19 protein-coding genes are annotated in these 25713 nt (G+C 70.1%); 11 read left to right on the forward strand and 8 right to left on the reverse strand.

The window, feature by feature from the left end:
* Window positions 1-480: 480 nt before the first annotated feature.
* The gene (hflX, locus tag BZB76_RS16540) at window positions 481-1923 is read right to left on the reverse strand and encodes a GTPase HflX (protein WP_121435231.1); all 1443 of its coding nucleotides are present in this window, start codon (window positions 1921-1923) and stop codon (window positions 481-483) included.
* Window positions 1924-2214: 291 nt separating this feature from the next.
* Between hflX and aceB the strand changes: the two genes are divergently transcribed.
* The 5 genes from aceB to BZB76_RS16565 all read left to right on the forward strand — a co-directional run bounded on the left by aceB (window position 2215) and on the right by BZB76_RS16565 (window position 10240).
* A complete protein-coding gene (gene aceB, locus BZB76_RS16545) occupies window positions 2215-3822 on the forward strand; it encodes a malate synthase A (protein WP_121435232.1) in 1608 nt (535 codons plus the stop codon).
* 55 nt (window positions 3823-3877) lie between these two features.
* Window positions 3878-5326, forward strand: coding sequence for an FAD-linked oxidase C-terminal domain-containing protein (locus tag BZB76_RS16550; RefSeq protein WP_121435233.1), 1449 nt, complete (start codon window positions 3878-3880; stop codon window positions 5324-5326).
* Window positions 5326-6522 (forward strand): FAD-binding oxidoreductase, encoded by a 1197-nt coding sequence (locus BZB76_RS16555; protein WP_121435234.1) that lies wholly within the window; start codon window positions 5326-5328, stop codon window positions 6520-6522. Before BZB76_RS16550 ends, BZB76_RS16555 begins: the two co-directional genes overlap by 1 nt.
* Complete coding sequence (locus tag BZB76_RS16560) at window positions 6522-7820, forward strand: (Fe-S)-binding protein (RefSeq protein WP_121435235.1); 1299 nt, start codon at window positions 6522-6524, stop codon at window positions 7818-7820. Before BZB76_RS16555 ends, BZB76_RS16560 begins: the two co-directional genes overlap by 1 nt.
* Before the next feature lie 455 nt (window positions 7821-8275).
* Entirely contained in the window at window positions 8276-10240 is a 1965-nt protein-coding gene (locus BZB76_RS16565; RefSeq protein WP_121435236.1) for a sensor histidine kinase, read from the forward strand.
* A 316-nt stretch (window positions 10241-10556) separates the two neighbouring features.
* On the opposite strand, the gene dapF is transcribed toward BZB76_RS16565, so the two are convergent.
* On the reverse strand, window positions 10557-11393 hold the full coding sequence (dapF, locus tag BZB76_RS16570; protein ID WP_121435237.1) for a diaminopimelate epimerase: 837 nt from the start codon (window positions 11391-11393) through the stop codon (window positions 10557-10559).
* Window positions 11394-11402: 9 nt separating this feature from the next.
* Window positions 11403-12314, reverse strand: coding sequence for a tRNA (adenosine(37)-N6)-dimethylallyltransferase MiaA (miaA, locus tag BZB76_RS16575; RefSeq protein WP_121435238.1), 912 nt, complete (start codon window positions 12312-12314; stop codon window positions 11403-11405).
* 122 nt (window positions 12315-12436) lie between these two features.
* On the opposite strand from miaA, the gene BZB76_RS16580 reads away from it, so the two are divergent.
* Entirely contained in the window at window positions 12437-12718 is a 282-nt protein-coding gene (locus BZB76_RS16580; protein WP_121435239.1) for an antitoxin, read from the forward strand.
* Here the strand turns inward: BZB76_RS16580 and BZB76_RS16585 are convergent.
* Window positions 12706-13434 (reverse strand): class III extradiol dioxygenase subunit B-like domain-containing protein, encoded by a 729-nt coding sequence (locus BZB76_RS16585; RefSeq protein ID WP_121435240.1) that lies wholly within the window; start codon window positions 13432-13434, stop codon window positions 12706-12708. The genes BZB76_RS16580 and BZB76_RS16585 overlap by 13 nt on opposite strands.
* 78 nt (window positions 13435-13512) lie before the next feature.
* The gene (gene miaB, locus BZB76_RS16590; protein ID WP_121435241.1) at window positions 13513-15072 is read right to left on the reverse strand and encodes a tRNA (N6-isopentenyl adenosine(37)-C2)-methylthiotransferase MiaB; all 1560 of its coding nucleotides are present in this window, start codon (window positions 15070-15072) and stop codon (window positions 13513-13515) included.
* Window positions 15073-15251: 179 nt separating this feature from the next.
* Here miaB and BZB76_RS16595 point away from each other — a divergent pair, with 179 nt between their 5' ends.
* The 5 genes from BZB76_RS16595 to BZB76_RS16615 all read left to right on the forward strand — a co-directional run bounded on the left by BZB76_RS16595 (window position 15252) and on the right by BZB76_RS16615 (window position 21244).
* Entirely contained in the window at window positions 15252-16064 is an 813-nt protein-coding gene (locus BZB76_RS16595; RefSeq protein WP_121435242.1) for an amino acid ABC transporter ATP-binding protein, read from the forward strand.
* A 99-nt stretch (window positions 16065-16163) separates the two neighbouring features.
* The gene (locus tag BZB76_RS16600; RefSeq protein ID WP_121435243.1) at window positions 16164-17033 is read left to right on the forward strand and encodes a glutamate ABC transporter substrate-binding protein; all 870 of its coding nucleotides are present in this window, start codon (window positions 16164-16166) and stop codon (window positions 17031-17033) included.
* A gap of 237 nt (window positions 17034-17270) precedes the next feature.
* Window positions 17271-17954: an amino acid ABC transporter permease gene (locus BZB76_RS16605; RefSeq protein WP_121435244.1), complete on the forward strand. Its 684-nt coding sequence runs from the start codon at window positions 17271-17273 to the stop codon at window positions 17952-17954.
* Entirely contained in the window at window positions 17951-18934 is a 984-nt protein-coding gene (locus BZB76_RS16610) for an amino acid ABC transporter permease (protein ID WP_121435245.1), read from the forward strand. The genes BZB76_RS16605 and BZB76_RS16610 overlap by 4 nt, the downstream gene beginning before the upstream one ends.
* Before the next feature lie 246 nt (window positions 18935-19180).
* Entirely contained in the window at window positions 19181-21244 is a 2064-nt protein-coding gene (locus BZB76_RS16615; RefSeq protein ID WP_121435246.1) for a S9 family peptidase, read from the forward strand.
* Window positions 21245-21248: 4 nt separating this feature from the next.
* On the opposite strand, the gene rny is transcribed toward BZB76_RS16615, so the two are convergent.
* The 3 genes from rny to recA all read right to left on the reverse strand — a co-directional run bounded on the left by rny (window position 21249) and on the right by recA (window position 25646).
* Window positions 21249-22796 carry a ribonuclease Y gene (rny, locus tag BZB76_RS16620; protein ID WP_121435247.1) on the reverse strand — a complete coding sequence of 516 codons (1548 nt, stop codon included), beginning with the start codon at window positions 22794-22796 and terminating at the stop codon, window positions 21249-21251.
* 1103 nt (window positions 22797-23899) lie between these two features.
* Complete coding sequence (locus BZB76_RS16630) at window positions 23900-24409, reverse strand: regulatory protein RecX (protein ID WP_211343029.1); 510 nt, start codon at window positions 24407-24409, stop codon at window positions 23900-23902.
* Between the two features lie 130 nt (window positions 24410-24539).
* Complete coding sequence (gene recA, locus BZB76_RS16635; protein WP_121435249.1) at window positions 24540-25646, reverse strand: recombinase RecA; 1107 nt, start codon at window positions 25644-25646, stop codon at window positions 24540-24542.
* Window positions 25647-25713: the final 67 nt, after the last annotated feature.

The following is a 25713-nucleotide window of genomic DNA, read 5'->3' on the forward strand; positions in this document are numbered from 1 at the left end:
GGGCATGGGTGCGGGCCGCCCGCCCTCGTTCCAGTGTTCGGACCTACCATGGACTGCGCCACCTGCTCTCGATCCGAAACGCCGACTGGGTGCCGACGGCTCACCTGGGTGGGTCGGGTGATCGGGGGACCACCATTGGCAACGAGACCGGAGATATCGGTTTCGTCACGGTAGTGCACTGAAGGCCTGTCCGACAACCTCTGATCGCAGCACATCGACAGCCATCACCCCGCCCCTTAGCTCTACGACCGTACGGATTCCCACCCCGCCGTCAAGCCGAATGGGAAAGCTGTCACCGTTCGGCGACCGGGTTCGCCCCGCGAACGGCTTTCGGACACTATCGAACAGGTCCGTATGCCGGTCCGTAATTCGATTATTGGCGCGACCTCGAACGAGTCCGCGAAAGAGCCACGCGAAAGCGCCAAAAGCCGCGAACACCCGCCGGGCCGGGCCATGGCAGGCCCGGCCTGACGGGTGTCGTCAGACGGTCGGTGCCGCGGTCTCGTACCGGGAAAGTTCTCCCGCGAGGTCCGCAGGCATCCTGGCGTGGAGCATGGTCCCCTCGGCCAGGTGCTCCTGGGTGAGCACCTCGCCGCGCTCGTGCACCTGCGCGACGAGGTCGCCGCGCTCGTAGGGCACGAGGACGCGCAGCTCGCTCTCCAGTCCGGGCAGCTCCGCCTCGATGACCGCGCGCAGCTCCTCGATGCCGTGCCCGGTGCGGGCGGACACGACGACGCTGTGCGGCTCCCGGCGCTGGAGACGGGCGATCGTGAGATCGTCGGCGGCGTCGGCCTTGTTGATCACGATGATCTCGGGGATGCCGTCCGCGCCGATCTCCCGTAGGACCTCCCGGACGGCGTCGATCTGCGCCTCGGGGTCGGCGTCGGAGCCGTCCACGACGTGCAGGACGAGCCCCGCGTCGGTGACCTCCTCCAGCGTCGACCGGAACGCCTCGACGAGCTGGTGCGGCAGGTGCCGGACGAACCCGACGGTGTCGGCGAGGGTGTAGACGCGCCCGGCGGACGTCTCCGCCCTCCGGACGGTGGGGTCGAGGGTGGCGAACAGCGCGTCCTCCACCAGGACCCCCGCGCCGGTGAGCCGGTTGAGCAGCGACGACTTGCCCGCGTTGGTGTAGCCCGCGATCGCGACGGCGGGCACCGCGTGACGGCGCCGCTCGCCGCGCTTGGTGTCGCGCGACTTGGACATCTCGGCGAGCTGCCGGCGCAGCTTGGCCATCCGGGTGCGGATCCGCCGCCGGTCCAGCTCGATCTTGGTCTCACCGGGGCCGCGGCCGCCGATCCCGACGCCGCCGGCGGCGCGCCCACCGACCTGCCGGGACAGGTTGCCACCCCAGCCGCGCAGCCGTGGCAGCAGGTACTCGAGTTGGGCGAGCTCCACCTGGGCCTTGCCCTCGCGGCTCTTGGCGTGCTGGGCGAAGATGTCCAGGATCAGCGCGGTCCGGTCGATGACCTTGACCTGGACGGTCTCCTCCAGGTGCCGCAGCTGGCTCGGGGCCAGCTCGCCGTCGCAGATGACGGTGTCGGCGCCGGTGGCGATGACGATGTCGCGCAGCTCCGCGGCCTTGCCGGAGCCGATGTAGGTCGCCGGGTCGGGGCGGGAGCGCCGCTGGACGAGCCCCTCAAGAACATGGGATCCCGCCGTCTCGGCGAGGAGCGCCAGTTCGCGCAGGGAGTTCTCGGCGGCCTCGGCGGTGCCGTCCGTCCAGACGCCGACGAGGACGACGCGTTCCAGCCGGAGCGCCCGGTATTCGACTTCGGTGACGTCGGTCAGTTCGGTCGACAGGCCCGCGACCCGGCGCAGTGCCCGCCGGTCTTCAAGGTCGAGGGCGCCCGTCAGGGGCTCCTCGTCGGTCGGGTCCTGAGTCTCGAACTCGGTCTGGTCTGCAGAGAAAGGTTGAGTCATATGTCCTCTGTGCAACGCCGCGGCGCGGCCGTGTCTTCCCACCGATCGTCTCACGCGGCGTCCACGGAGGTCACGCGGAATTTCCGTGGTCGGGACGAGCGCGTCCCGGAGCGGGACGAGCGGTCGCCGCGCCGAGACCCCGCCCACCGGGTTGACGCAGGCGGGGACGGGGACGTGGGCGAAGGAAGGACGTGTCCCGAAACCCGTGTCCCGCTTTGACCGGTCTCAGCGCCGCCGAGTACCGTTCTCCACATAACAGAAGTGAAATTTCGCTATACGAAAGGAAGGCCGATGGCTGGACCTGACGGTGTCGAGATCAAGGGCCCCCTCGGCGACCGGTACGAGGAGATCCTGACCCCCGAGGCGCTCGGCCTGCTCGCCTCCCTCCAGCGCGAACTCGGCGCCCGGCGCCGGGAACTGCTGGACGCCCGCGCCGAACGCCAGCGCGCGCTCTCCCAGGGCGGCACGCTCGATTTCCTTCCCGAGACCGCGCACATCAGGGAGGACGACTCCTGGCGCGTCGCCGATCCGGCCCCCGGGCTGGAGGACCGACGCGTCGAGATCACCGGCCCCACCGACCGGAAGATGACGATCAACGCGCTGAACTCCGGCGCCAAGGTGTGGCTCGCCGACTTCGAGGACGCCAACACCCCGCTGTGGAACAACATGATCGAGGGGCAGCTCAACCTTCGGGACGCCCTCGACCGCACCGTCGACTTCACCGACCCCAAGAGCGGGAAGACCTACGCGCTCAAGGACGACTCCGAACTGGCGACCATCGTCGTCCGTCCGCGCGGATGGCACCTGGAGGAGAAGCACCTCCTCGTCGACGGCGAACCCATGTCCGGGTCGCTGTTCGACTTCGGGCTGTACTTCTTCCACTGCGCCCGGCGGCAACTGGCCAAGGGCAAGGGGCCCTATTTCTACCTGCCGAAGCTGGAGAGCCACCTTGAGGCTCGCCTGTGGAACGACGCGTTCAACCTGGCGCAGGACGCCCTGGACGTCCCGCGCGGCACCATCCGCGCGACCGTGCTGATCGAGACGATCCCGGCCGCGTTCGAGATGGAGGAGATCCTCTACGAGCTGCGCGACCACTCCGCCGGTCTGAACGCGGGCCGCTGGGACTACCTGTTCTCCGTGATCAAGAAGTTCCGGGACCGGGGCGCGGACTTCGTCCTGCCCGAACGGAACTCGATCACGATGACCGCGCCGTTCATGCGGGCCTACACCGAGCTGCTCGTCCGGACGTGTCACAAGCGCGGCGCGCACGCGATCGGCGGCATGGCCGCGTTCATCCCGTCCCGCCGCGACGAGGAGGTCAACAAGGTCGCGCTGGAGAAGGTCCGCGCCGACAAGACCCGCGAGTCCGGCGACGGTTTCGACGGCTCCTGGGTCGCGCACCCCGACCTCGTGCCGGTCTGCCGGGAGGTGTTCGACGGCGTCCTCGGCGAGCGGCCGAACCAGCGCGACCGGCTGCGCGAGGACGTGCGGGTCACCGCCGCCGACCTGCTCGACATCAAGTCCACGCCGGGCGAGATCACCGAGGCGGGCCTGCGCAACGACATCGACGTGGCGCTGCGCTACCTCGCCACCTGGCTGGACGGTGCCGGCGCCGTCGCGATCCACAACCTGATGGAGGACGCCGCCACCGCCGAGATCGCCCGCTCCCAGGTCTGGCAGTGGATCTACAACGGGGTGCCCACCGCCGACGGCCGCAAGATCACCAAGGAATGGGTCGAGGAGCTGCTGGACGAGGAGCTCGCGAAGATCCGCGCGGAGCTGGGACAGGCGTACAACGAGCCCCGGTTCGACCAGGCGGTGACGCTGTTCAAGGAGGTCACCCTCGCCGACGAGTACTCCGAGTTCCTCACCACCCCCGCCTACCAGCGGATGCCGTGATCCCACTCCGGCGGGCGCCCTTGCGGCGGCCTCGGGCGCGGAGGAGGGTGGGGTGATGGACGCACGACTCACCGTGCTGGCGGATCGACTGCACGGACTGCTCGGGGCCGAGCGGGTGATCACCGATCCGGTGCGGCTGCGCACGTACGAGTGCGACGGGCTGACCAGTCACCGGTCGACGCCCGCGATCGTCGTGCTGCCCGACAACGCCGAGCAGGTCGCCGCGATCGTGCGGGAGTGCGCGGCGGCCGGGGTGCCGTACGTGGCGCGCGGGTCGGGGACGGGCCTGTCGGGCGGTGCGCTGCCGCACGCGGACGGCGTCCTGATCGTGACGTCCCGGATGCGCCGGATCCTGGAGATCGACATCCCGGGGCAGCGGGCCGTGGTGGAGCCCGGGGTGATCAACCTGGACGTGACGCGGGCCGTCCTGCCGTACGGCTACCATTTCGCGCCCGACCCGTCCAGCCAGCAGATCTGCTCGGTCGGCGGGAACGTCGCGGAGAACTCCGGCGGCGCGCACTGCCTGAAGTACGGGTTCACCGCGCACCACGTGCTGGCCTGCGAGGTCGTCACGCCGGACGGCGAACTGGTGGAGCTGACGGCCGACGGGCCCGGCTACGACCTGCTGGGCGTGTTCGTCGGCGCGGAGGGCACGCTCGGCATCACCACCAAGATCACGGTTCGGCTGACGCGGGTGCCGCAGACCGTGCGGACGCTGCTGGCGGCGTTCGACTCGATCGAGGCGGGCGGCGGCGCGGTGTCGGCGATCATCGCGGCGGGTGTCGTGCCGGCGGCGATCGAGATGATGGACGCGCTGTCGATCGAGGCGGCGGAGGCCGCGGTGCGCTGCGAGTACCCGCCGGGGGCGGGCGCGGTGCTGATCGTGGAGCTGGACGGTCCCGAGCCGGAGGTCGCGGCGCAGTTCGCCGAGGTGGAACGGCTGTGCCGGGACGCGGGCGCGTTCGAGATCCGGGTCGCCGCGGACGACGCGGAGCGGGCGCTGATCTGGAAGGGCCGCAAGTCGGCGTTCGCGGCGGTCGGCCGGATCAGCCCGGCCTACATCGTCCAGGACGGCGTGATCCCGCGTACGGCGCTGCCGCACGTCCTGGCCAGGATCGACGCGATGTCGGCCGAGTCGGGCGTGCGGGTCGCGAACGTGTTCCACGCGGGAGACGGCAACCTGCATCCGCTGGTGCTGTTCGACGACGCCGAACCGGGCGCGGAACAGCGCGCCGAGGAGGTGTCGGGCGCGATCCTCGACCTGTGCATCGAGCACGGCGGTTCCATCACCGGCGAGCACGGCGTGGGCGTGGACAAGTCCCGGTACATGCCCCGCATGTTCACCGACGCCGACCTCGACACGATGCAGATGGTGCGGTGCGGTTTCGACCCAGCGGGCCTGTGCAACCCGGGCAAGGTGTTCCCCACACCGCGCCTGTGCGGTGAGGTGCCCGGCGTGCGCCGGGGCGCCCACCCGTTCGAGGGAAAGGCGGACCTCTTCTGATGCGGCCCCTGGACGCCCTGGCGAAGGTCTGCGGCGACGTGCGGCCCGGTGACCCGGCCGACGGCGTGCTCGGCGTGGAGCCCGCCGTGGTCGCCGCGCCCCGGAACGTGGCCGAGGCCGCGGACGTCATGCGCGTCGCCGCGGAGAACGGCCTGGCGGTCGTCCCCCGCGGCGCCGAGACCCGCCTGGACTGGGGCGCGCCCCCGGAACGGTGCGACCTGCTCGTCGACACGCATCGGCTGGACGGTCTCATCGAGCACGCCGCCGGAGACCTGGTGGCGACGGTCCAGGCCGGCCTGCCCGTGGAACGCCTCGGTGAGATGCTCGCCGAACGGGGGCAGCGGCTCGCGCTGGACGTTCCCCTGCCCGGTTCCACGGTCGGCGGCACGATCGCCGCGGGAGTGGCCGGTCCCCTGCGTGCGCTGTACGGGACGCCGCGCAACCTGGTCATCGGGCTGACGATCGTCCGGGCGGACGGGCAGATCGCGCGTTCCGGCGGGAAGGTCGTCAAGAACGTCGCCGGATACGACCTCGGACGGCTCTTCTGCGGCTCGTTCGGAACTCTGGGTCTCATCGTGGAAGCGACGTTCCGGCTGCATCCCGCGCCAGCGTCGACCGCTCATGTGACGCGTTCCGTCAACGGCCCAGAGGACGCGCACGACACCGTCCAACGGATCCTTCACTCGGCTGTCGCACCGAGCGCGGTGGAGTACATCAGTCCGGGCACGGTCGCGATCCTCTTGGAGGGCGTTCCCGATGGTGTCGCCGCACGCGCCCGGCAGACGGCGGAACTCCTCGGCGAGGACGCGGAAATCACCGAGACCGCCCCGAACGGCTGGGGCCGGTACCCGGACGGCACCACTCTCGTCGACGTCACCGCCCCGCCGCCCGCTCTGCGTGACCTTCTCACCACGCTCGGCCCGGACACCGCCGCCACCTGGAGCGGCAGCGGGCACGGCCATGTGGCCCTTCCCGCCGGGTCATCGCCCGGTGAGGTGGCGGATGTCGTGAACCGTCTACGGGACGTGCTCGGCGGGCACCGTGGCAGCGCGATCGTCCGGTACGCCCCGCAGAAGACGCGCGACGAGATCGACCTGTGGGGGCCCGTCCCCGCGCTCGCACTCATGCGGCGCGTGAAGGACCAGTTCGATCCGCAACACCGGCTTTCCCCCGGCCGTTTCGCGGGAGGCATCTGATGAGCGACCAGGACGATCTCCCGAAACTCCTCAGTGACTGCGTGCACTGCGGTTTCTGCCTGCCGACGTGCCCGACCTACGTGCTGTGGGGCGAGGAGATGGACTCCCCCAGGGGCCGCATCCACCTCATGCAGCAGCACGCCGATGGGACGCCTCTCAGCGATCCGATGGTGGAGCATTTCGACCGCTGCCTGGGGTGCATGGCGTGTGTGACGTCCTGCCCGTCGGGTGTTCAGTACGACCGCCTCATCGAGATGACACGGGCCGACGTCGAACGCGAACACCCGCGCTCGATGAAGGAACGTGCCATTCGGGAACTGGTCTTCCAACTGTTCCCGTACAGGCGGCGGCTCCGTGCGCTGCGCGGGCCTCTGCGCGCGTACCAGAAGTCGGGTCTGGAGCGGCTCGTCCGGCGCAGTGGCGTACTGGAACGCGTCTCGCCGTCCATCGCGGCCATGGAACGGCTCGCGCCGCCCCTCGGCAAGGCACCGCGACTGCCGGAACGGGTCGCCGCCCGCGGTGAGCGCCGTGCCACGGTCGGGATGCTGACGGGTTGCGTGCAGGCGGAGTTCTTCCCCGGAGTCAACGCGGCCACGGCCCGCGTCCTGGCCATGGAGGGCTGTGACGTGGTGATCCCGTCCGGCCAGGGGTGCTGTGGGGCGCTGTCCCTGCATTCCGGACGGGAGGACGAGGCCCGCGCGTTCGCCCGCCGGACGGTCGAGACGTTCGAGGGCGTCGACGTGATCGTGGTGAACTCCGCGGGTTGCGGGTCGGCGATGAAGGAGTACCGCGCCCTGCTCGCCGACGATCCCGCCTGGTCGGGCCGCGCGGACGCGCTGTCGGCCAAGACCCGTGACCTGGCCGAGTTCCTCGTGGAGCTAGGGCCCCGCGCGGAACGTCAGCCGCTCCCGGTGACCGTCGCCTACCACGACGCCTGTCACCTCTCCCACGCGCAGGGCGTCCGTGTCCAGCCCCGGGCCCTGCTGGCCGGGATCCCCGAACTGACCGTCCGCGAGATCGCCGAACCGGACCTGTGCTGCGGCTCCGCCGGAACCTACAACCTGTTCCAGCCGGAGGCCGCCGCGGAGATCGGCGACCGCAAGGCGGTGAACGTGGCCGCGACCGGAGCCGAGCTGCTGGTCGCCGCCAATCCCGGCTGCTCGATGCAGATCGCCACCGCGCTGCGCCGGCGCGGCGCCGTCCTCGCCGTCGCGCACACCGCGCAGGTCCTGGACGCCTCCCTCCGAGGCCTGGGACGCGACGCCCTCGTGGCGGACGTCCCACGGGCGACGACCTAGCCGACGACCTAGCCGACGACCTGGGGGCCGAGGCCGCCGCTACGGCGGGTTGACTCGGGCGACCTGACGCGCACATGATCACGACCCGGTCACATGATCTCTACAGGGCGGCCGAATCGGCGGCTTTCGGTCGCCCGGTTCACCGGACACTTGGACAGAAGATCCTTGATCTTTCAACCCCCCACGACGGGACCATCACCCGCGCCGTACCCGGTCATCCGGCCGGCGGACGGCGCCCCGAGCGGCGTACCACGGCCCGACCCGATGACCGTGACCAGGGAGATTCCATTCTCACCGTCCGATTCCACGGTTAACATCACGGCACATACCAGTACGTCCGTGACGACGTGGTCCGGATCGAACCGGTGGGCGGTGCCCCGAGAAAGACGCCCCCGAGACTGCTGGACAGGAAGCCGCAAGCTTTAACATTCCATTACCTTCGGTCCGAGGAGCGCATGGTGGAGACGGCAGAACACGACCGCGGGGCGGGCCCCGTCGCGTTCCCGCTCGCGCTCGGCGCCGTGCTCATCGTCGCCGCGTCCCTCGTCCTCGGCACCCGGCTACCCGGTGACCTGCGGATGGTCTGGTGGCACCCGGAGATCCTCGTGGCGCTCGCCTGGACACCGGTCGGCGCGATCCTGCTCCGGCACCGGCGCGGGCTGACCGTCGGCTGGCTGATGCTCGGCTCCGGGTTCAACGCCTCGCTCTACGTCCTCGCCCTCAACCTGGCCCCCTGGTTCGAGCTGCACGGCTGGCCCGCGGCCGGGTTCGTCAGATGGCTCGCCACCTGGCTGTGGGCCATTGACACCTACACCCTGACGCTCATCCTTCCGCTGATCTTCCCGAACGGACGGCTCGTGTCGCGCTGGTTCCGCCCGGTGCTCGTGCTCGCCTGCCTCGTCCCGGTCATCGTCTGCGTCCATCTGACGATCGATCCGGGCGTGCGGCGCTGGCACAACGGCGTGTCGGTCTACCCGTTCGAGACGATTCCGCTGCCGATCACCGTGGTCATCCTCTCCACCTTGGCCGCGGCCCTGTTCTCCTTGGCGGTCCGGTTCGTCCAGTCGCCGCCGGACGTTCGCCGGCAGATCGGCTGGGTGGTGTATCCCGGTCTGGTCGCCGAGGGGATCATCTACATCGGAGAGAACGGCCCGATCGGAGATCCGTTGCGCAACCTCACCATCGTCGCCGTCCCGATCTGCATCGCCTTCGCGATCACCCGGTATCGGCTCTACGACATCGACCTCGTCGTCAGCAGAACACTCGTCTACGCGGGCCTCGTCGCCGTCATCACCGGTGTCTACTTCGCGCTGGTCGGAGCCGCGAGCCTGCTCGCGCACGGCCAGGGCGCGCTCGCCGGGCTGGCGGGCGCGATCGTCGCGGGCGCGTTCTTCGAACCCGCCCGGCGGCGCCTCCAGCGGGCCGTGGACGGGCTCATCCACGGCGAGCGCGATCCGTACCGGATCGCCGACCGGCTCAACCGGCGGTTGCAGACCGCCGCCGACCCGGGCGCCGCGCTCGCCGTCGCCGCCGAGGTCGCGCGGTCCGCCCTGCACGCCACCGGCGTCACCATCGAGGTCCTGGACCGTGACGGCCGGACGATCTCCGCGGAGGACGGCGTCCTCGGCCGGCGACCGCAGCTCATCCCGCTGGTGTGGCACGGCGAGCCCGTGGGCCGGCTGCTGTTCGGCGTCACCCGCACGCCCGACGCCCGGCTGTCGGGGATCCTGGCCCGCAACCTCGCCGAACTGGCGAACGCGGCGCGGTTGGCCGCCGACGTGCAGCGCTCCAGGGAGCACATCCTGCGGACCCGGGAGGAGGAGCGGCGGCGGCTGCGGCGCGACCTGCACGACGGGCTCGGCCCGACGCTGGCGAGCCTCGCCATGACGGTCGACGCGGCGCGCATCACGCTGAAGAGCGACCCCGAGGCCGTCGACGCCCTCCTGGAGAACCTGCGGGCGACGATGGGCCGCACCATCGGCGACATCAGGGACCTCGTCTACGGGCTGCGCCCGCCCGCGCTGGACGATCTTGGGTTGGAGGGCGCGATCCAGGCCCTCGGCGGTGTCGTCGCGACCGGCGACGGCCCGAAGGTCGACGTTCAGGTGGACGGCGACCTGAAGGGCCTGCCCGCGGCCGCCGAGGTCGCCGCGTACCGGATCGTGCAGGAGGCGCTGACCAACGTCCACCGGCACGCCAACGCCGACTCCGCGGTCGTACGGCTGCATCTGAACGGTGACCTGCACGTCACGGTCGACGACGACGGTGTGGGGTTGCCTTCGCGGGTGCGTTCCGGCATCGGCATGTCCTCGATGCGGGAACGCGCGGCAGAACTGGGCGGATCGTGCACCGTCGGGCCCGGCCCACAGGGCGGGACCCTCGTTCGCGCCAGGCTGCCCGTCAACGGCTTTCATCCTTGACGCGTCGTACACGTGACACGACGAACATAACGACCGCTGAGCCATCACCGGACCCCCGCCCGTCGCCGGAGCCCCCGCATCGCCCGACGTCACCCGGTGGGAGGGCCGGTGACCGCCCCCCGCCAAGAAGGTCGCCACCGGCCCTCGGGCTCCGTACGGCACCGGGGCTCCCATCCCGATCCGTACGGGCCATTCACCAGAGGGTGTGCAAGAAAGAAGTTATTCGGCGGAAGGTCCCGTTGATGAGGGACACCTGTCCCGATCGATCCGGGACCACCCCTGATGCCGATCTCGCCCTGGTCGGACCGGGAATCCGTCAGAGCCAGCCGGGCCGTGTCTCGCCGTCGGCGACGAGGACCGCGGGCCCCGTCAGCCGGCTGGACGTCCCGTCGAGCGCGACCGTCACCCGTCCGCCGGGGACGTCCACCGTCCACTCGGACACGTCGAGGCCCGCCCCGGTGGACCCGGCCCTGGACTCGGCCCTCGCGGCGGCGGCGACCGCGACCGTTCCGGTGCCGCACGAACGCGTCTCACCGGAGCCCCGCTCGAACACCCGCATCTCCACGTGCCGTTCCCCCACGAAGCGGTAGAACTCGACGTTCACGCCCTCCGGGAAGGCGGCGGGATCGAAGCCCGGGGCGCGCGACAGGTCCAGCGCCGCGACCGGAGCGTCCGTCCGGCACGCCAGATGCGGATTCCCCACGGAGACGCGCTCTCCCGTGAACACCGTCCCCGCCACGGACGCCTCGCTCGGCCCGAGCAGCTCGACCCGGCCCATCTGCACGCTCACGTCCCCGGACGGGCCGAGCGTCACCCGACGCAGCCCCGCCCGGGTCGCCACGTCCCACTCGCCGGGCGCGGCGAGCCCCGCCTCGACCAGGTAGCGGGCGAAGACGCGCAGGCCGTTGCCGCACATCTCGGCGACGCTCCCGTCGGCGTTGCGGTAGTCCATGAACCACTCGGTGTCGGAGTACGGCTCCGCGTCCGGGCCCGCGACCTTCGTCCGGACGACCCGCAGGATGCCGTCGGCGCCGATCCCGGCCCGCCGGTCGCACAACCGCGCCACGGCGTCCGGCGTGAGATCCAGGACGCCGTCCGGATCGGGAAGAATCACGAAGTCGTTCTCGGTGCCATGTCCCTTGACGAACCGCATCCCTCGATCCTAGTTGTCCGTCCCGGCTCCTCGATCGACCAGAGCCAGGGCACGTTCGACCAGGTCAGGGATGTCGTAGGGCAGCCACTGGACGCGCGGGTCGCGGCGGAACCACGACTCCTGCCTACGGGCGAACCGCCGCGTCGTCCGGACGGTGTCGTCGCGGGCCTCCTCCTGCGTGCACTCCCCCGACAGGAACCTCAGCACCTGCGCGTAACCGAGGGCGCGGCCGGCGGTCAGCCCGTCCCGCAGGCCTTGTTTCTCCAGTTCACGGACCTCCTCGACCAGTCCCGCGTCCCACATCCGTTGCACCCGGGTTGCGATGCGTTCGTCGAGCACGTCCCTGGGAACGCTCAGCCCGATCTGCGTCACGGCGCCATAGCGGTACCGGTACTCGGGCAGCGACGCCGTGAACGGGCGGCCGGTGATCTCGATGACCTCCAGCGCCCGGACGATCCGGCGGCCGTTGCTCGGCAGGATCGCCGCCGCGGCGGCCGGGTCGAGGCCGCGCAGCCGCTCGTGCAGCGCGCCGGGCCCGACCTCCGCCAGCTCGCCGTCGAGGCGTGCCCGGACGGCCGGATCCGTCCCCGGGAACTCCAGCTCGTCGAGCGCGGCCCGGACGTACAGGCCCGACCCGCCGACGAGGATCGGCAGCCGTCCCCGACCTCGGACGTCCGCGATGGCGTCGGCGCCGAGCCGCTGGTACTCGGCCACGTTCGCGGTCACGGTCACGTCCCAGACGTCGAGCAGATGGTGCCGGACGCCGCGCATCTCGGCGCGGGACAGTTTGGCGGTGCCGATGTCCATGCCGCGGTACAGCTGCATGGAGTCGGCGTTGACCGCCTCCCCGCCCAGCCTGAGGGCCAGTTCCACGGCGAGATCGGACTTTCCCGCGGCCGTCGCACCGACCACCGCGATCACATCTGGTGAGGTCACAGGCTTAATTGTGGCAACAGAACGGGTATAGCCGGGTTGTACGGGTGTCGGCGCGTTTTTCGCGCGTCGCCACCGAAGACAGACGAGGGATCCGGGGGGATGGTCGTATGTCCATCGTCGACAAGGTCAAGCAGATGCTCGGGCAGCACCCGGACAAGGCGAAGCACGGCGTCGACAAGGCCGGTGACAAGTTCGACGAACGCACCGGCGGCAAGTACTCCGACAAGGTCGACAAGGCGCAGAACAAGGCGGGCGACTACATCGACCGCGAAGGCGGCGGCCAGACCGGCGGCATGGGCGACCAGCCCGGGGGCATGGGCGACCGGCCCGGTGGCATGGGCGGCGGCTCGGCGCACGGCGACGAGCCGGGCGGCGGTCACCAGCTCTGACCCGTGACCGACCAGGCCGCCACGAGGTAGCCGACCCCGTACGGCGCCTCGTCGGCGAGCAGTTCCGCCGTGAAGCGGGCCCGCCCGGCGTCGCCGCGGGCCGCGCCGGCCAGTACCTGCCACGCCGCGCGACCGGCCGCCCGGATCTCCCATGACGTCTTCGGGTCCAGTGCGGCCAGGGCGGCGGTGTCGGCGTCTCCGAGCGCCCGCGCCACCGCCTCGTCATGGGGACGCGCCCGGTCGTCGAAGTAGCCGGGCGCCTGTTCCGACCGGCACGCCGACCCGTCGCCCATCACCAGCAGCGCGACCCGGTCGGCCGTTGCCGCGAGTTCCCGGCCGAGCGCCAGGCACTCCTCCGGTGAGGCGTCGAACGCGATCGCCTCGAAGCGCGCGGCGTCCATCGCGGGCACGTTGTCCTGCCGCTGGAGCAGCCAGCGTCCGATGGTGAGTGACAGCGGCAGCGCCTCAGCGCCCTCGTGGGGCTCCTCAGGGCTCGCCCAGGCCAGGCCATAGGGCTGAAGGGTGGCGTAGGCGTCCGGGCCGTAGGAGCGCGTCTCAGGGCCGCCGCCGACGACGACCAGCGCGTCGCCGTCCCGGAGGCGTCGAACGGCCTCTTCGCACGCGGCGCGCACCGCGTCCAGCTCCGGTGCGGCCTCTCCCGCCATCTCGGGCACGAGGACGGGCGGATGCGGGCACACCGCAGCCGATACGAGCACACTGCCTCCTGAGACCGGGGCCGCGCATGAGGGAACCACGAGGGAACACGCGCGGAACTCCCCCGATGATGCCGGAGGTCAGGGGTGGACGGCGCAGCCCGACACGGGCGCGTCGGCCGCGGAGGGCACCGTGGGCCGTCCGATGGTCGGCATTCCGAGCGAAACGCCCTTCGCGCCGCCCGCGCCGCCGGTACCGCCCTGGCGGGCCTCCCAGGCGTCACCGGCACGCGTCCGGCGGACGTCCAGGACCGGCTTGTCGGCGACCAGGTGATGCGGCGCGGCGTAGGTGACCTCGACGGTCACCATGTCGCCGGGCCGCACCGGCTCGTCGGGCACGCCGAAGTGGACCAGCCGGTTGTCGCGCGCCCGGCCCGACAGGCGGCGGGTCGCCTCGTCCTTGCGGCCCTCGCCCTCGGCGACCAGGACCTCCAGGGTGCGGCCGAGCTGCTTCTTGTTCTCCGCCCAGGAGATCTCCTCCTGGAGGGCGACGAGCCGCTCGTACCGTTCCTGGACGACCTCCTTCGGCAGCTGACCGTCCATGGTCGCGGCGGGCGTGCCCGGACGCTTGGAGTACTGGAACGTGAACGCCGACGCGAACCGCGCCTCACGCACCACGTGCAGGGTCTCCTCGAAGTCGGCGTCGGTCTCGCCGGGGAAGCCCACGATGATGTCGGTGGTGATCGCCGCGTCGGGGATCGCCGCCCGGACCTTCTCGATGATGCCGAGGTAGCGGTCCTGCCGGTACGACCGGCGCATCGCCCGCAGCACCGCGTCCGACCCGGACTGGAGCGGCATGTGCAGCGACGGCGTCACGTTCGGCGTCTCGGCCATGGCGGCGATGACGTCGTCGGTGAAGTCCTTCGGGTGCGGCGAGGTGAACCGGACCCGCTCCAATCCCTCGACACCGCCGCACGCCCGCAGCAGCCCCGCGAAGGCCGACTGGCCGCCGGACGTCATCGCACGGACCTCGTCCGGCGCGTCCGCCAGGGCCCCGAATCCGGAGCCGTAGGCGTTGACGTTCTGGCCGAGCAGCGTGATCTCCAGGACGCCGTCGCCGACAAGGGCCTCCACCTCGGCGAGGATCTCGCCGGGCCGGCGGTCCCTCTCCTTGCCGCGCAGCGACGGGACGATGCAGAACGTGCACGTGTTGTTGCAGCCGACCGAGATCGACACCCATGCCGCGTACGGGGACTCCCGGCGCGTCGGCAGCGTCGACGGGAACGTCACCAGCGACTCTTCGATCTCGACCTGCGCCTCGTTCTGGACGCGGGCACGCTCCAGCAACGCGGGCAGCGACCCGATGTTGTGGGTGCCGAACACCACGTCCACCCAGGGGGCGCGCCTGACGATGGTGTCGCGGTCCTTCTGCGCGAGGCAGCCGCCGACGGCGATCTGCATGCCGGGACGGCCGTCCTTGACGGGCCGCAGATGCCCCAGGTTGCCGTACAGCCGGTTGTCCGCGTTCTCCCGCACCGCGCAGGTGTTGAACACGACCACGTCGGGTTCGGCGTCCCCGGCGCGCACATATCCGGCCGACTCCAGGAGCCCGGACAGTCGCTCGGAGTCGTGGACGTTCATCTGGCACCCGTAGGTACGGATCTCGTACGTACGGGGAGCCGTCTCGATAGGCGCATTCATGACGGTTATCAAGGGTACGGGTCTGACCCGACATCACGGAACGGGTTAACCCTCGCGCGCCCCCAGCACCGTTGATCACACTGCGCCACGACAGACCCTGTCCGACATGGGTTTTCGTGATCGTATCGGTACCGCGCGGCGACTTTCGCTTCGCCGCCGATGACGTAAAGTCCGACCGCATGACCGACAGCGAAGGCGGGCCCGACCTCTCCAAGGACGGGCCGGAGGACACCATCGCGCCGGCCGCCTCCGGTGACCGGCCACTCGTCGTGGTCGAGAACGTCAACAAGCATTTCGGGGAGCTGCACGTCCTCAAGGACATCAACCTCACCGTTGATCCCGGCGAGGTCGTCGTCGTCATCGGCCCGTCCGGCGGCGGTAAGTCGACCCTGTGCCGTTCGATAAATCGGCTGGAACCAATCGACAGCGGAACAATCCTCGTGGACGGGAAGGAACTGCCCAAGGAAGGCAAGGAGCTGGCGAGGCTCCGCGCCGACGTGGGCATGGTGTTCCAGGCGTTCAACCTCTTCGCCCACAAATCGATCCTGGAGAACGTCACGCTCGGGCCGATCAAGGTCCGCAGGCAGCGCAAGCAGGAGTCCGAGAAGCACGCGATGGAGCTGCTGGAGCGGGTCGGCATCGCCGACCAGGCGCACAAGTACCCCGCCCAGCTGTCGGGCGGCCAGCAGCAGCGGGCCGCGATCGCGCGTTCCCTCGCGATGCGACCCAAGGTGATGCTCTTCGACGAGCCGACCTCGGCGCTCGACCCGGAAATGGTCAACGAGGTCCTCGACGTCATGACCGGCCTGGCCCGCGAGGGCATGACGATGATCGTCGTCACGCACGAGATGGGGTTCGCGCGGCGGGCGGCGCAGAAGGTCGTGTTCATGGCCGACGGCCAGATCGTGGAGGAGAACACGCCCGACGAGTTCTTCACCAATGCGCGCACCGAGCGCGCCAAAGACTTCCTTTCCAAGATCCTCACCCACTGAGTCATTGACCGTGCGGCGTGCTCCCACGGACCTGGATCAAGGCACGAAATGATTCACCGAGCCGCGGGACCCCGGCAGAGAGCAGAGGTAGGACGAGAAATGCGAGTACGTCGTTTCGGCGCCCTGATCGGGGCGGGCATGGCGTTGTCACTGGCCCTCGCCGCGTGCGGCAGCGACACGGAGAAGACCGAGGCCAAGACGGTCGTGCAGAAGGCCAAGGAGGACAAGAAGCTGACGGTCGGCATCAAGTACGACCAGCCGGCCCTCGGTCTGAAGAAGCCCGACGGCACCTACGACGGCTTCGACGTCGACGTCGCCAAGTACGTCGCGAAGCAGCTCGGCGTCCCCGAGAGCGGCATCACGTTCAAGGAGACGACCTCCGCCAACCGCGAGGCGTTCATCGGCGGCGGCCAGGTCGACCTGATCTTCGCCACGTACTCCATCACGGAGGCGCGCAAGGCGCAGGTGACCTTCGGCGGCCCCTACTACGTGGCGCACCAGGACACGATGGTCACCGTCGGCAACAACGACATCAAGTCGGCGAAGGACCTCAAGGGCCGGAAGCTCTGCAAGGCGGCGGGGTCCAACTCGTTCCGCCGCATCACCGAGCCGCCGCCGGACGGCAAGCTCAACATCAAGGGCGTCACCCTGGTGGACGCCGGCAGCTACTCCGAGTGCGTGAGCAAGCTGAAGGCGGGCGCCCTGGACGCGGTCAGCACCGACGACCTGATCCTGGCCGGGTTCGCCAACCAGCAGAAGGGCGCCTTCAAGGTCATCAACGACCCCTTCACCGAAGAGAAGTACGGCGTCGGCATCAAGAAGGGCGACACCGAGACCTGCGAGGCCGTCAACAAGGCCATCACCCAGATGTACTCCGACGGCACCGCGGCGAAGCTGCTCGACAAGCACTTCGCGGGCACGGGGCTGCAGCTCGTCAAGACCGTCCCGCCGCTGGAGGGGTGCGCCTGATCGCGGGCCGGGTGACGCGCGTCATGACGCCCGTCACGTACGGCGCCCGTCACGCCGACGCGTGACGCCCGGCGTTCGTCATGTCGGCGCGGCCCCGCGGGAGTTCCCGGGGACGCGCCGGCCTGGCCTGAACCACCACCATCTCCTCATCCTCGGTCGGCCGAGGGCCGTACCGTGCCTCAGCGGACAGGCCGGATGACACACCACACTGCTGGAACGCCATGAAACAGCCGAGCCATGTTTGACTTCGACCCGTTCTTCGACAACTTCGACGAGATCCTCAACGGGTTCGCGGCGACCCTGCGCCTGGCGGCCGCCGCCGCCGTGCTCTCCCTGATCATCGGCACGCTCCTGGCGAGCTTCCGGGTCTCTCCCGTCCCCGTGCTGCGCGCCTTCGGCACGGGCTACGTCAGCGTCCTCCGGAACACGCCGCTCACCCTGGTGCTGCTGATGTGCAGCCTCGGCCTCAACGACATCCTCGCGCTGAAGTTCTCGGACACCACGTCCACCTCGTACTACTGGTGGGCGGTCCTCGGCCTCTCGGCGTACACGGGGGCCTTCGTCTGCGAGACGCTCCGGGCCGGGGTCAACACCGTCCCGCTGGGGCAGGCGGAGGCGGCGCGCTCGATCGGGCTGACCTTCACCCAGTCACTGCGCATCATCATCCTGCCGCAGGCGTTCCGCGCGATCATCGCGCCGCTGGGCAGCGTCCTCATCGCGATGATCAAGAACACGACGGTGGCGGCCGCGGCGAGCTACGCCGAGGTGGCGCTGGTCACCAAGACGATCGTGGACAAGCCCACGTTCGCCGACGGCGTCATCCCGCTGTTCCTCGGGGTGGCCATCGGCTTCCTGATCCTCACCCTGCCGACCGGATACTTCTTCGGCTGGCTCGCCAAGCGGATGGCGGTGGCGCGATGAGCAAGGAGGCGAGCGTCCTCTTCGACGTTCCCGGGCCGCGGGCGCGCGCCCGGAACAGGCTGCTCACCGTCGTGGTGTCGGTGGTGTTCGCCGCCATCGTCGCCGCGCTGGTCTGGCGGCTGAACGACAAGGGGCAGTTCGAGGAGAAGCTCTGGACGCCCTTCACCGAGTGGGAGGTCTGGCGGGGCCTGCTCCTGCCCGGCCTGGCGAACACGCTGAAGGCCGCCGCGGTGGCGACGGTGCTCGCGCTGCTGTTCGGCGCCGTGTTCGGCCTGGCCCGCCTGTCGGACCACTGGTGGATCCGCGTGCCCGCCGGCGTCGTCGTCGAGTTCTTCCGCGGCATCCCGCTGCTGATCCTGATCTTCCTGGCGTTCTTCGTCCCGAACAAGATCAGCCCGCAGATCGCCGAGTCGCCGTTCGGGCAGGCCCAGCGGCTGTCGGTGGACTACTTCTTCTCGATCTTCGGGGTGGAGATCAACGCCGGGACGGTCACCGTGCCGGCGTTCGCCGCGGTGGTGTTCGGTCTCACCATGTACAACGGCTCGGTGCTCGCCGAGGTCGTGCGCGCCGGCGTCCTGTCGATCCCGAAGGGGCAGTCGGAGGCCGCCTACTCGATCGGCCTGCGCAAGAACGGCGTGATGCGGCTCGTGCTCCTGCCGCAGGCCGTCACCGCGATGATGCCCGCGATCGTGAGCCAGATCGTCGTCCTGCTCAAGGACACCGCGCTCGGGTTCATCATCGCCTACGGCGAACTGCTGTCCGCGGGCTTCCGGACGATCCCCGCCAACTACCACAACAACGTGCTGCAGGCGGGCATCGTCGTCGCGATCATCTACATCGCGATCAACATGTCGCTGAGCCGGTTCGCGACCTGGCTGGAGAAGCGCAGCCGCCGCAGCCGCCGGACGCAGGCCAAGACCCTCGGCGCGGGCGGCCCTCCGCCGGTCGCCGGCGTGGGGGTCACCCAGCAGACCGTCTAGCCGGACCTCGCCACCGCGTAGGGGCGCCGCCGAAAATGTTCGGCGGCGCCCCTACGCCGTCTTCGTGCGACGTTGCGTTTCGGCGCGGCGTCCAGGAGGTATACGGGCACCGATGGACGTTCGGGACGAGCAAGCCGTGAACACGGGTGTCACCCGCGGGCCGCCTGGTCGTCCACTTGTATCTTTCCGAATTCAAACCGCCTGTCATGGCCCCAACACGTCCCCGTATGCGGGACGATTCCTGGTATGACCGCTCGTGCGACCCTCCCCTACGGCTCATGGCCTTCACCCATCTCTGCGGCCGATGTCGCCCGCGCCCGGCTGCGCCTCAGCTTCCCCACCGTCGCGGGCAACGACGTGTGGTGGCAGGAGACCCGACCCGAGGAGGGCGGGCGGACGACGGTCATCCATCTCAAGGGCGGGCATCGCACCGAGCTGCTCCCGGCGCCCTGGGACGCGCGAACCCGCGTCCACGAGTACGGCGGGCGGTCGTACCTGCCGGTCAGCGGCGAGCGCGGCACGTCGATCGTGTTCGCCAACTATGAGGACCAGCGGCTCCACCGGCTCGACGAGGGCGACGCGAAACCGTACCCGCTGACCCCCGAACCGGCCGTTCCCGCGGGGCTGCGGTACGCCGACTTCGTGCTGTCCCCCGACGGGACGGAGATCTGGTGCGTGTGCGAAGGCCACATCGCCGCACCCTCCGAACCCGCGGACGCCCCGGAGAGCGACCCGGGCGAACCGGCTGGGGAGTACGAGGCGGACGCGGCGGACCAGGCGAGCGCGCCGCCCGTGGTGGGCATCCGACGCGCGATCGTCGCCGTCCCCCTCGACGGCAGCGCCGCCGAGAACGCGGGCGCGATCCGCGAACTCGTCACCGGCGCCGACTTCTACGCCTCCCCCGCCCCGTCCCCGAGCGGCGGGCACCTGGCGTGGGTGCAGTGGAACCACCCGCGCATGCCCTGGGACGGCACCGAACTGCGCGTCGCCGCGATCGAGGACGGCACGACCGTCGCGCCCCGCACCGTCAAGGGCGGGCTCACCGAGTCGGCGCTGGCGCCGCTGTGGCGCGACGACGAGTCCCTGTACGTCATCTCCGACTGGCCCGGCTGGTGGAACGTCTACCAGGTCGGCCTGCACGGCGAGTCGCCGCAGGCGCTGTACCCGGCGGAGGAGGAGTTCGCGGGCCCGCTGTGGCAGCTCGGCGGCATGCCCTACGGACTGCTCGGCGACGGCCGGCTCGCCGTCCTGCACGGTGAGGGGAACCTGCGCCTCGGCGTGTACGACCCCGAGACGTTGGAACTCGTCGACCTTGAGGTGCCGTACGAGCACTGGCAGACGCAGCTCTCCACGGACGGCACCACGATCGTCGGCGTCGCGGGCGGTCCCGACGTGCCGACGTCCGTGGTCAGGGTCGACACCGCGACGGGCCGGGTCGAGGGGCTGCGCAGGGAACTGGCCGACCTTCCCGACGTCGCGTACCTGTCCAGGCCCCGCGCCGAACGGCTGGACGGGCCGTTCGGACGTCCCGTCCACGCCTACGTCTACCCGCCCGCCAACCCGGACGCCGCCGGGCCGGACGACGAACTGCCGCCGTACGTGGTGTTCGTGCACGGCGGTCCGACCGGCCGCGCCTCCACGCTCCTCGACCTGGAACGGGCGTACTTCACCAGCCGCGGCATCGGCGTCATCGACGTCAACTACGGCGGCTCCACCGGCTACGGCCGCGCCTACCGCGAACGGCTCCGCCGCCAGTGGGGCATCGTGGACGTCGAGGACGCCGTCGCCGCCGCCCGCGCCCTCGTGGACGGCGGCATCGCCGACCCGGCCCGCCTCGCCATCCGCGGCGGCTCCGCGGGCGGCTGGACCACACTCGCCTGCGTCACCCAGACCGACGTGTTCAAGGCCGCCACGTCCTACTACGGGGTCAGCGACCTACAGAGCTTCATCGAGGCCACCCACGACTTCGAGTCGCAGTACCTGTTCGGTCTCATCGGCCCCCTGCCCGGCTTCGAACGCGCCTACGAGGAACGCTCACCGCTGAGCAGCGCCGACAAGACGGCCTGCCCCGTCCTGCTCCTCCAGGGCCTCAACGACCCGGTGGTCCCACCGGACCAGTCGGAACAGTTCGCGCTGGCGTTGGCCGCGAAGAAGGTGCCGTACGCGTACCTGACCTTCGAAGGCGAATCGCACGGGTTCCGCCGGGCCGACACCGTCATCCGCTGCCTGGAGGCCGAACTCGCCTTCTACGGTCAGACCCTCGGATTCGAGCCACGCGGCGTCGAACCCATCGACCTGACCGTCGGCTGACCGCTCAGCGCGCGAACTCGATCGCCCGGGACTCCCGGACGACGGTGACGCGGATCTGCCCGGGATACGTCAACTCGTCCTCGACCTGCTTGGCGATGTCCCGCGCGATGACCTGCGCCTGAATGTCGTCCACGGAGTCGGGCTTCACCATCACCCGGATCTCCCGCCCGGCCTGCATCGCGAAGACCTTCTCCACGCCCTCATGCCTGCCGCGCGCGATCTCCTCCAACCGTTCGAGCCGCTTGACGTACGCCTCCAACGACTCCCTGCGCGCGCCCGGCCGGCTCCCGCTGATCGCGTCGGCGGCCTGCGTCAACACCGCCTCGACCGTCCGGACCTCGACCTCGTTGTGATGGGCCTCGATCGCGTGCACGACGTCCTCGTGCTCGCCGTACCGGCGCGCGATCTCCGCACCGATCAGCGCGTGGCTGCCCTCCACCTCGTGGGTGAGCGCCTTGCCGATGTCGTGCAGCAGCGTGCACCGCTTCGCGCTCTCCACCGGCAACCCCAGCTCACTCGCCATGATCCCCGCGATGTGCGCGGACTCGATCAGATGCTTCAGCACGTTCTGCCCATAGGACGTCCGGTACCGCAACTGCCCCAGCAGCGCGATCAGCTCCGGATGCATGTCACCGATGCCGACCTCGACCAACGCGTCCTCACCGGCCCGCACGCACAGCTGCTCCACCTCGCTCTTGCTGCGCTCGTAGATCTCCTCGATCCGCTGCGGATGGATCCGCCCGTCCAGGACGAGCTTCTCCAACGTCAACCGCCCCACCTCGCGCCGCACCGGATCGAAGCAGCTCAGCAGCACCGCCTCCGGCGTGTCATCGATGATCAGGTTCACCCCGGTCGTCGTCTCGAACGCCCGGATGTTGCGCCCCTCCCGCCCGATGATGCGACCCTTCATCTCATCGCTCGGCAGATGCAGCACCGACACCACCGACTCCGCGGTCTGCTCACTCGCCACCCGCTGGATCGCCAACGTCACGATCTTGCGGGCCCGCTTGTCGCCCTCCGCCCGCGCCGCGTTCTCGATCTCCCGCACGATCGGAATGGACTCCCGCTTCGCCTGGTTCTCGATCGCCGCGACCAACTCGCTCTTCGCCTGCTCCGCGGTCAACCCCGCCGCCCGCTCCAGAACCTTCCGCCGCTCCTCCTCGGCCCCGGCGAGCTCCTCCCCACGCGCCTCCAACTCCCGCTTCGTCCCGGCGAGCCGCCCGGACCACTCCTCCAACCGCCGCATCTCGTCGTCCAGCCGCTGCTCCCGCTCCGCGAGCCGCGCCTCCCGACGTTCCAGATCCTCCCGCTGGGACCGCCCCTCCTCCTCGACGTCCGTCCGCGCCCGCGCCACGATCCGCCGCGCCTCCCGCTCGGCCTCCTCCACAATGGCCGCCGCGTCCCGCTCCACCTTCGCCCTGATCTCGTCGGCCTCGCTCCGCGCCCGCGCCATCTCCGCCGCGGCCCGGCCCGGCGCGCCCGGACGCCGCAGGACGAGAACGAGAGCGACCAGGGTCACCAGCAGCGCCGCCCCCAGCAGGACGCTCTCCATGAGGCAGAATCCTTCCTCGCCGCGGGCCCGTCCGGAGTACGGAACCCTGCCTAGCGAGGATTTACTCGCACCAGCGGACGGCCGAACCCCCGGACCGCGCCCCGCGCGCCCGCCCAGTCCGGTCGACGAACCTGTCCTGTATGCCTCTCAGCTGCTGGAACGTGCTCGATCGTATGAAAATCCGCAAGATGCGGAGTAACTCCTCACTGCCGTAACGGTAAGCGGCACAGAGGTATTGAGCAAGCAATGTTTATTGCAGTGCACTCCTCCTTCGGCCCTGGCGGGCCTCCATCGTCGTGAACTGCGGGCGATCGCTGGCATCGACTCCGACTCGCCTAACGGCTCCCTACGCGATCAAGTTCTCGCTTCGCTCGAACCTGCCTTCGGACGCGATCGCAGTGGCCGAGGTCGTCGCGGGGTTGCGGAGGCGGGCTGGGGTCGTTGTGTCATGGCAGTGCACTCCTCCGGCCCTGGCGGGCCTCCATCGTCGTGAACTGCGATGCGATCGCTGGCATCGACTCCGACTCGCCTAACGGCTCCCTACGCGATCAGGTTCTCGCTTCGCTTGAACCTGCCTTCGGACGCGATCGCAGTGGTCGAGGTTGTTGCGGGGTTGCGGAGGCAGGTTGAGGTCGGCTCTCACGGCTGTTGCGGTTTCTATGGGCAATGCCCTCCCACGGTTCTGGCGACCTCCACCGTCGTGCACAGGGTGCGATCGCTACGCGATCGCAAATCCTGAGGTCGTCGCGTGGGGCCGAGACGGGCTCAGGTCGGCTCGCACGGATGGTTGCGGCACTTATAGCAGTGCACTCCTCTTTCGAGGCCTGGCGGCCTTCCATCGGCGTGAACTGCGGTGTGATTGTGGTGTCGCTTCGCAACAACCTGCCTTCGGACGCGATCGTGGTGGGCAAGGATGTTGCGGCGTGGGGTGAGGTTGGTGGCGTTCCGTGGCGAGCAGGTTGCTGGTCACAGTGAACGTGTCGCCTGGTGGGTCTCTGTGTGACCGAGGTTTCGTGGGCTTGGAACTGCCATTGGATGTGATCGTGGCGGTATTGCGGACTGGCATTTGGCGGGCGTGCGCTAGGCGTTGGTCCGCGGGGGTGTTAGTCGGGGGATGGGGCTTCGGGGAGGGTTTCAGGGGGTGTGCCCTCGTTGGTCAGGGCCTCTTTGGTTATGCGGTAGGCGAGGGCTGGGGAGTAGCCCTTGCGGGCGAGCATGCCTACCAGGCGGCGCATGCGTTTGGTGGGGTCCAGGCCTGCGGTGGACGGGAGTTTGCGGGCTACCAGGGCTCGGGCCGTTTGTTCTTCCTGGGTGGGATCCAGGGACTCGACGGCCTCGTTGACGGTCTCCTCGGCGACGCCGCGGTGGCGGAGTTCGGCGGCCAGGGCTCGTTTGGCCAGGCCTCGGCCCCTGTGGCGGGACTGGACCCAGGCCTGGGCGAACGCCTCGTCGTCGATGAGGCCCACGTCGCCGAAGCGGTCTAGGACCTGTTCGGCGACGTCGTCGGGGACGTTCTTGCGGCGGAGCGCGTCCGCGAGTTGGGCTCGGGTGCGGGGGGAGGTCGCGAGCATGCGGAGGCAGGTCTCGCGGGCGAGAGATTCGGGGTCGTTCATGTTGCCGTGGGAGCGGCGGCGCCATCGGGGAAGGTCCGCGCACCGGGGTGCCGGGTAAGGCGCCGCCGCCCTGCATACGAGATCATCGCTTACTCGTCGTCAAGAGTCACCCTTATCGGGTGATTCCCGGTCAGGAATCACCCGCCTTGGCCTTGGCGGTCTTGCGCCCGGCGGGCTTGGGGGCGGCGGACAGGGGCGCGGGGGCGGCATCGGGGGCGGGGGACTCGGCCTCCTGGTCGACCTTGGGGCCGATGCCGAGCTTCTCCTTGATCTTCTTCTCGATGCCGTCGGCGAGGTCGGGGTTGGCCTTGAGGAAGTTGCGGGCGTTCTCCTTGCCCTGGCCGAGCTGGTCGCCGTCGTAGGTGTACCAGGCACCGGACTTGCGGACGAAGCCGTGCTCCACACCGAGGTCGATCAGGCCGCCCTCACGGCTGATGCCCTGGCCGTAGAGCAGGTCGAAGTCGGCGACGCGGAACGGCGGGGCCATCTTGTTCTTGACGACCTTGACGCGGACGCGGTTGCCGACGGCCTCGGTGCCGTCCTTGAGGGTCTCGATGCGGCGGACGTCCAGCCGGACGGAGGCGTAGAACTTCAGCGCCCGGCCGCCGGTGGTGGTCTCCGGGGAGCCGAACATCACGCCGACCTTCTCGCGGAGCTGGTTGATGAAGATGGCGGTGGTCTTGGTCTGGTTGATGGCACCGGTGAGCTTGCGCAGCGCCTGCGACATGAGGCGGGCCTGGAGGCCGACGTGACTGTCGCCCATCTCACCCTCGATCTCCGCGCGCGGGACGAGCGCGGCGACGGAGTCGATGACGACGATGTCGATCGCGCCGGAGCGGATCAGCATGTCGGTGATCTCCAGGGCCTGCTCGCCGGTGTCGGGCTGGGAGACGAGCAGGGCGTCGATGTCGACGCCGAGCTTGGCGGCGTACTCGGGGTCGAGCGCGTGCTCGGCGTCCACGAACGCGGCGATGCCGCCCTTCTTCTGGACGCTGGCCACGGCGTGCAGGGCGATGGAGGTCTTGCCGGAGCCCTCCGGGCCGTACACCTCGACGACACGGCCGCGCGGCAGGCCGCCGATGCCGAGCGCGATGTCGAGGGAGATCGCGCCGGTCGGGATGACCTCGACGGGGGCGCGCGCCTCCTCGCCCATCCGCATGACCGAACCCTTGCCGAACTGCCGCTCGATCTGGGCGAGTGCGGTCTCGAGAGCCTTCTCCCGGTCGTTCGCTGCCATGTGAGCTTTCCTTCTCGTCGTGATGTCGGCTCTCGGCCGCTGCTTGCGATGTCGACGGCGACGTTAC

The sequence above is a fragment of the Actinomadura pelletieri DSM 43383 genome (genome assembly GCF_003634705.1).
Taxonomy (GTDB): domain Bacteria; phylum Actinomycetota; class Actinomycetes; order Streptosporangiales; family Streptosporangiaceae; genus Spirillospora; species Spirillospora pelletieri.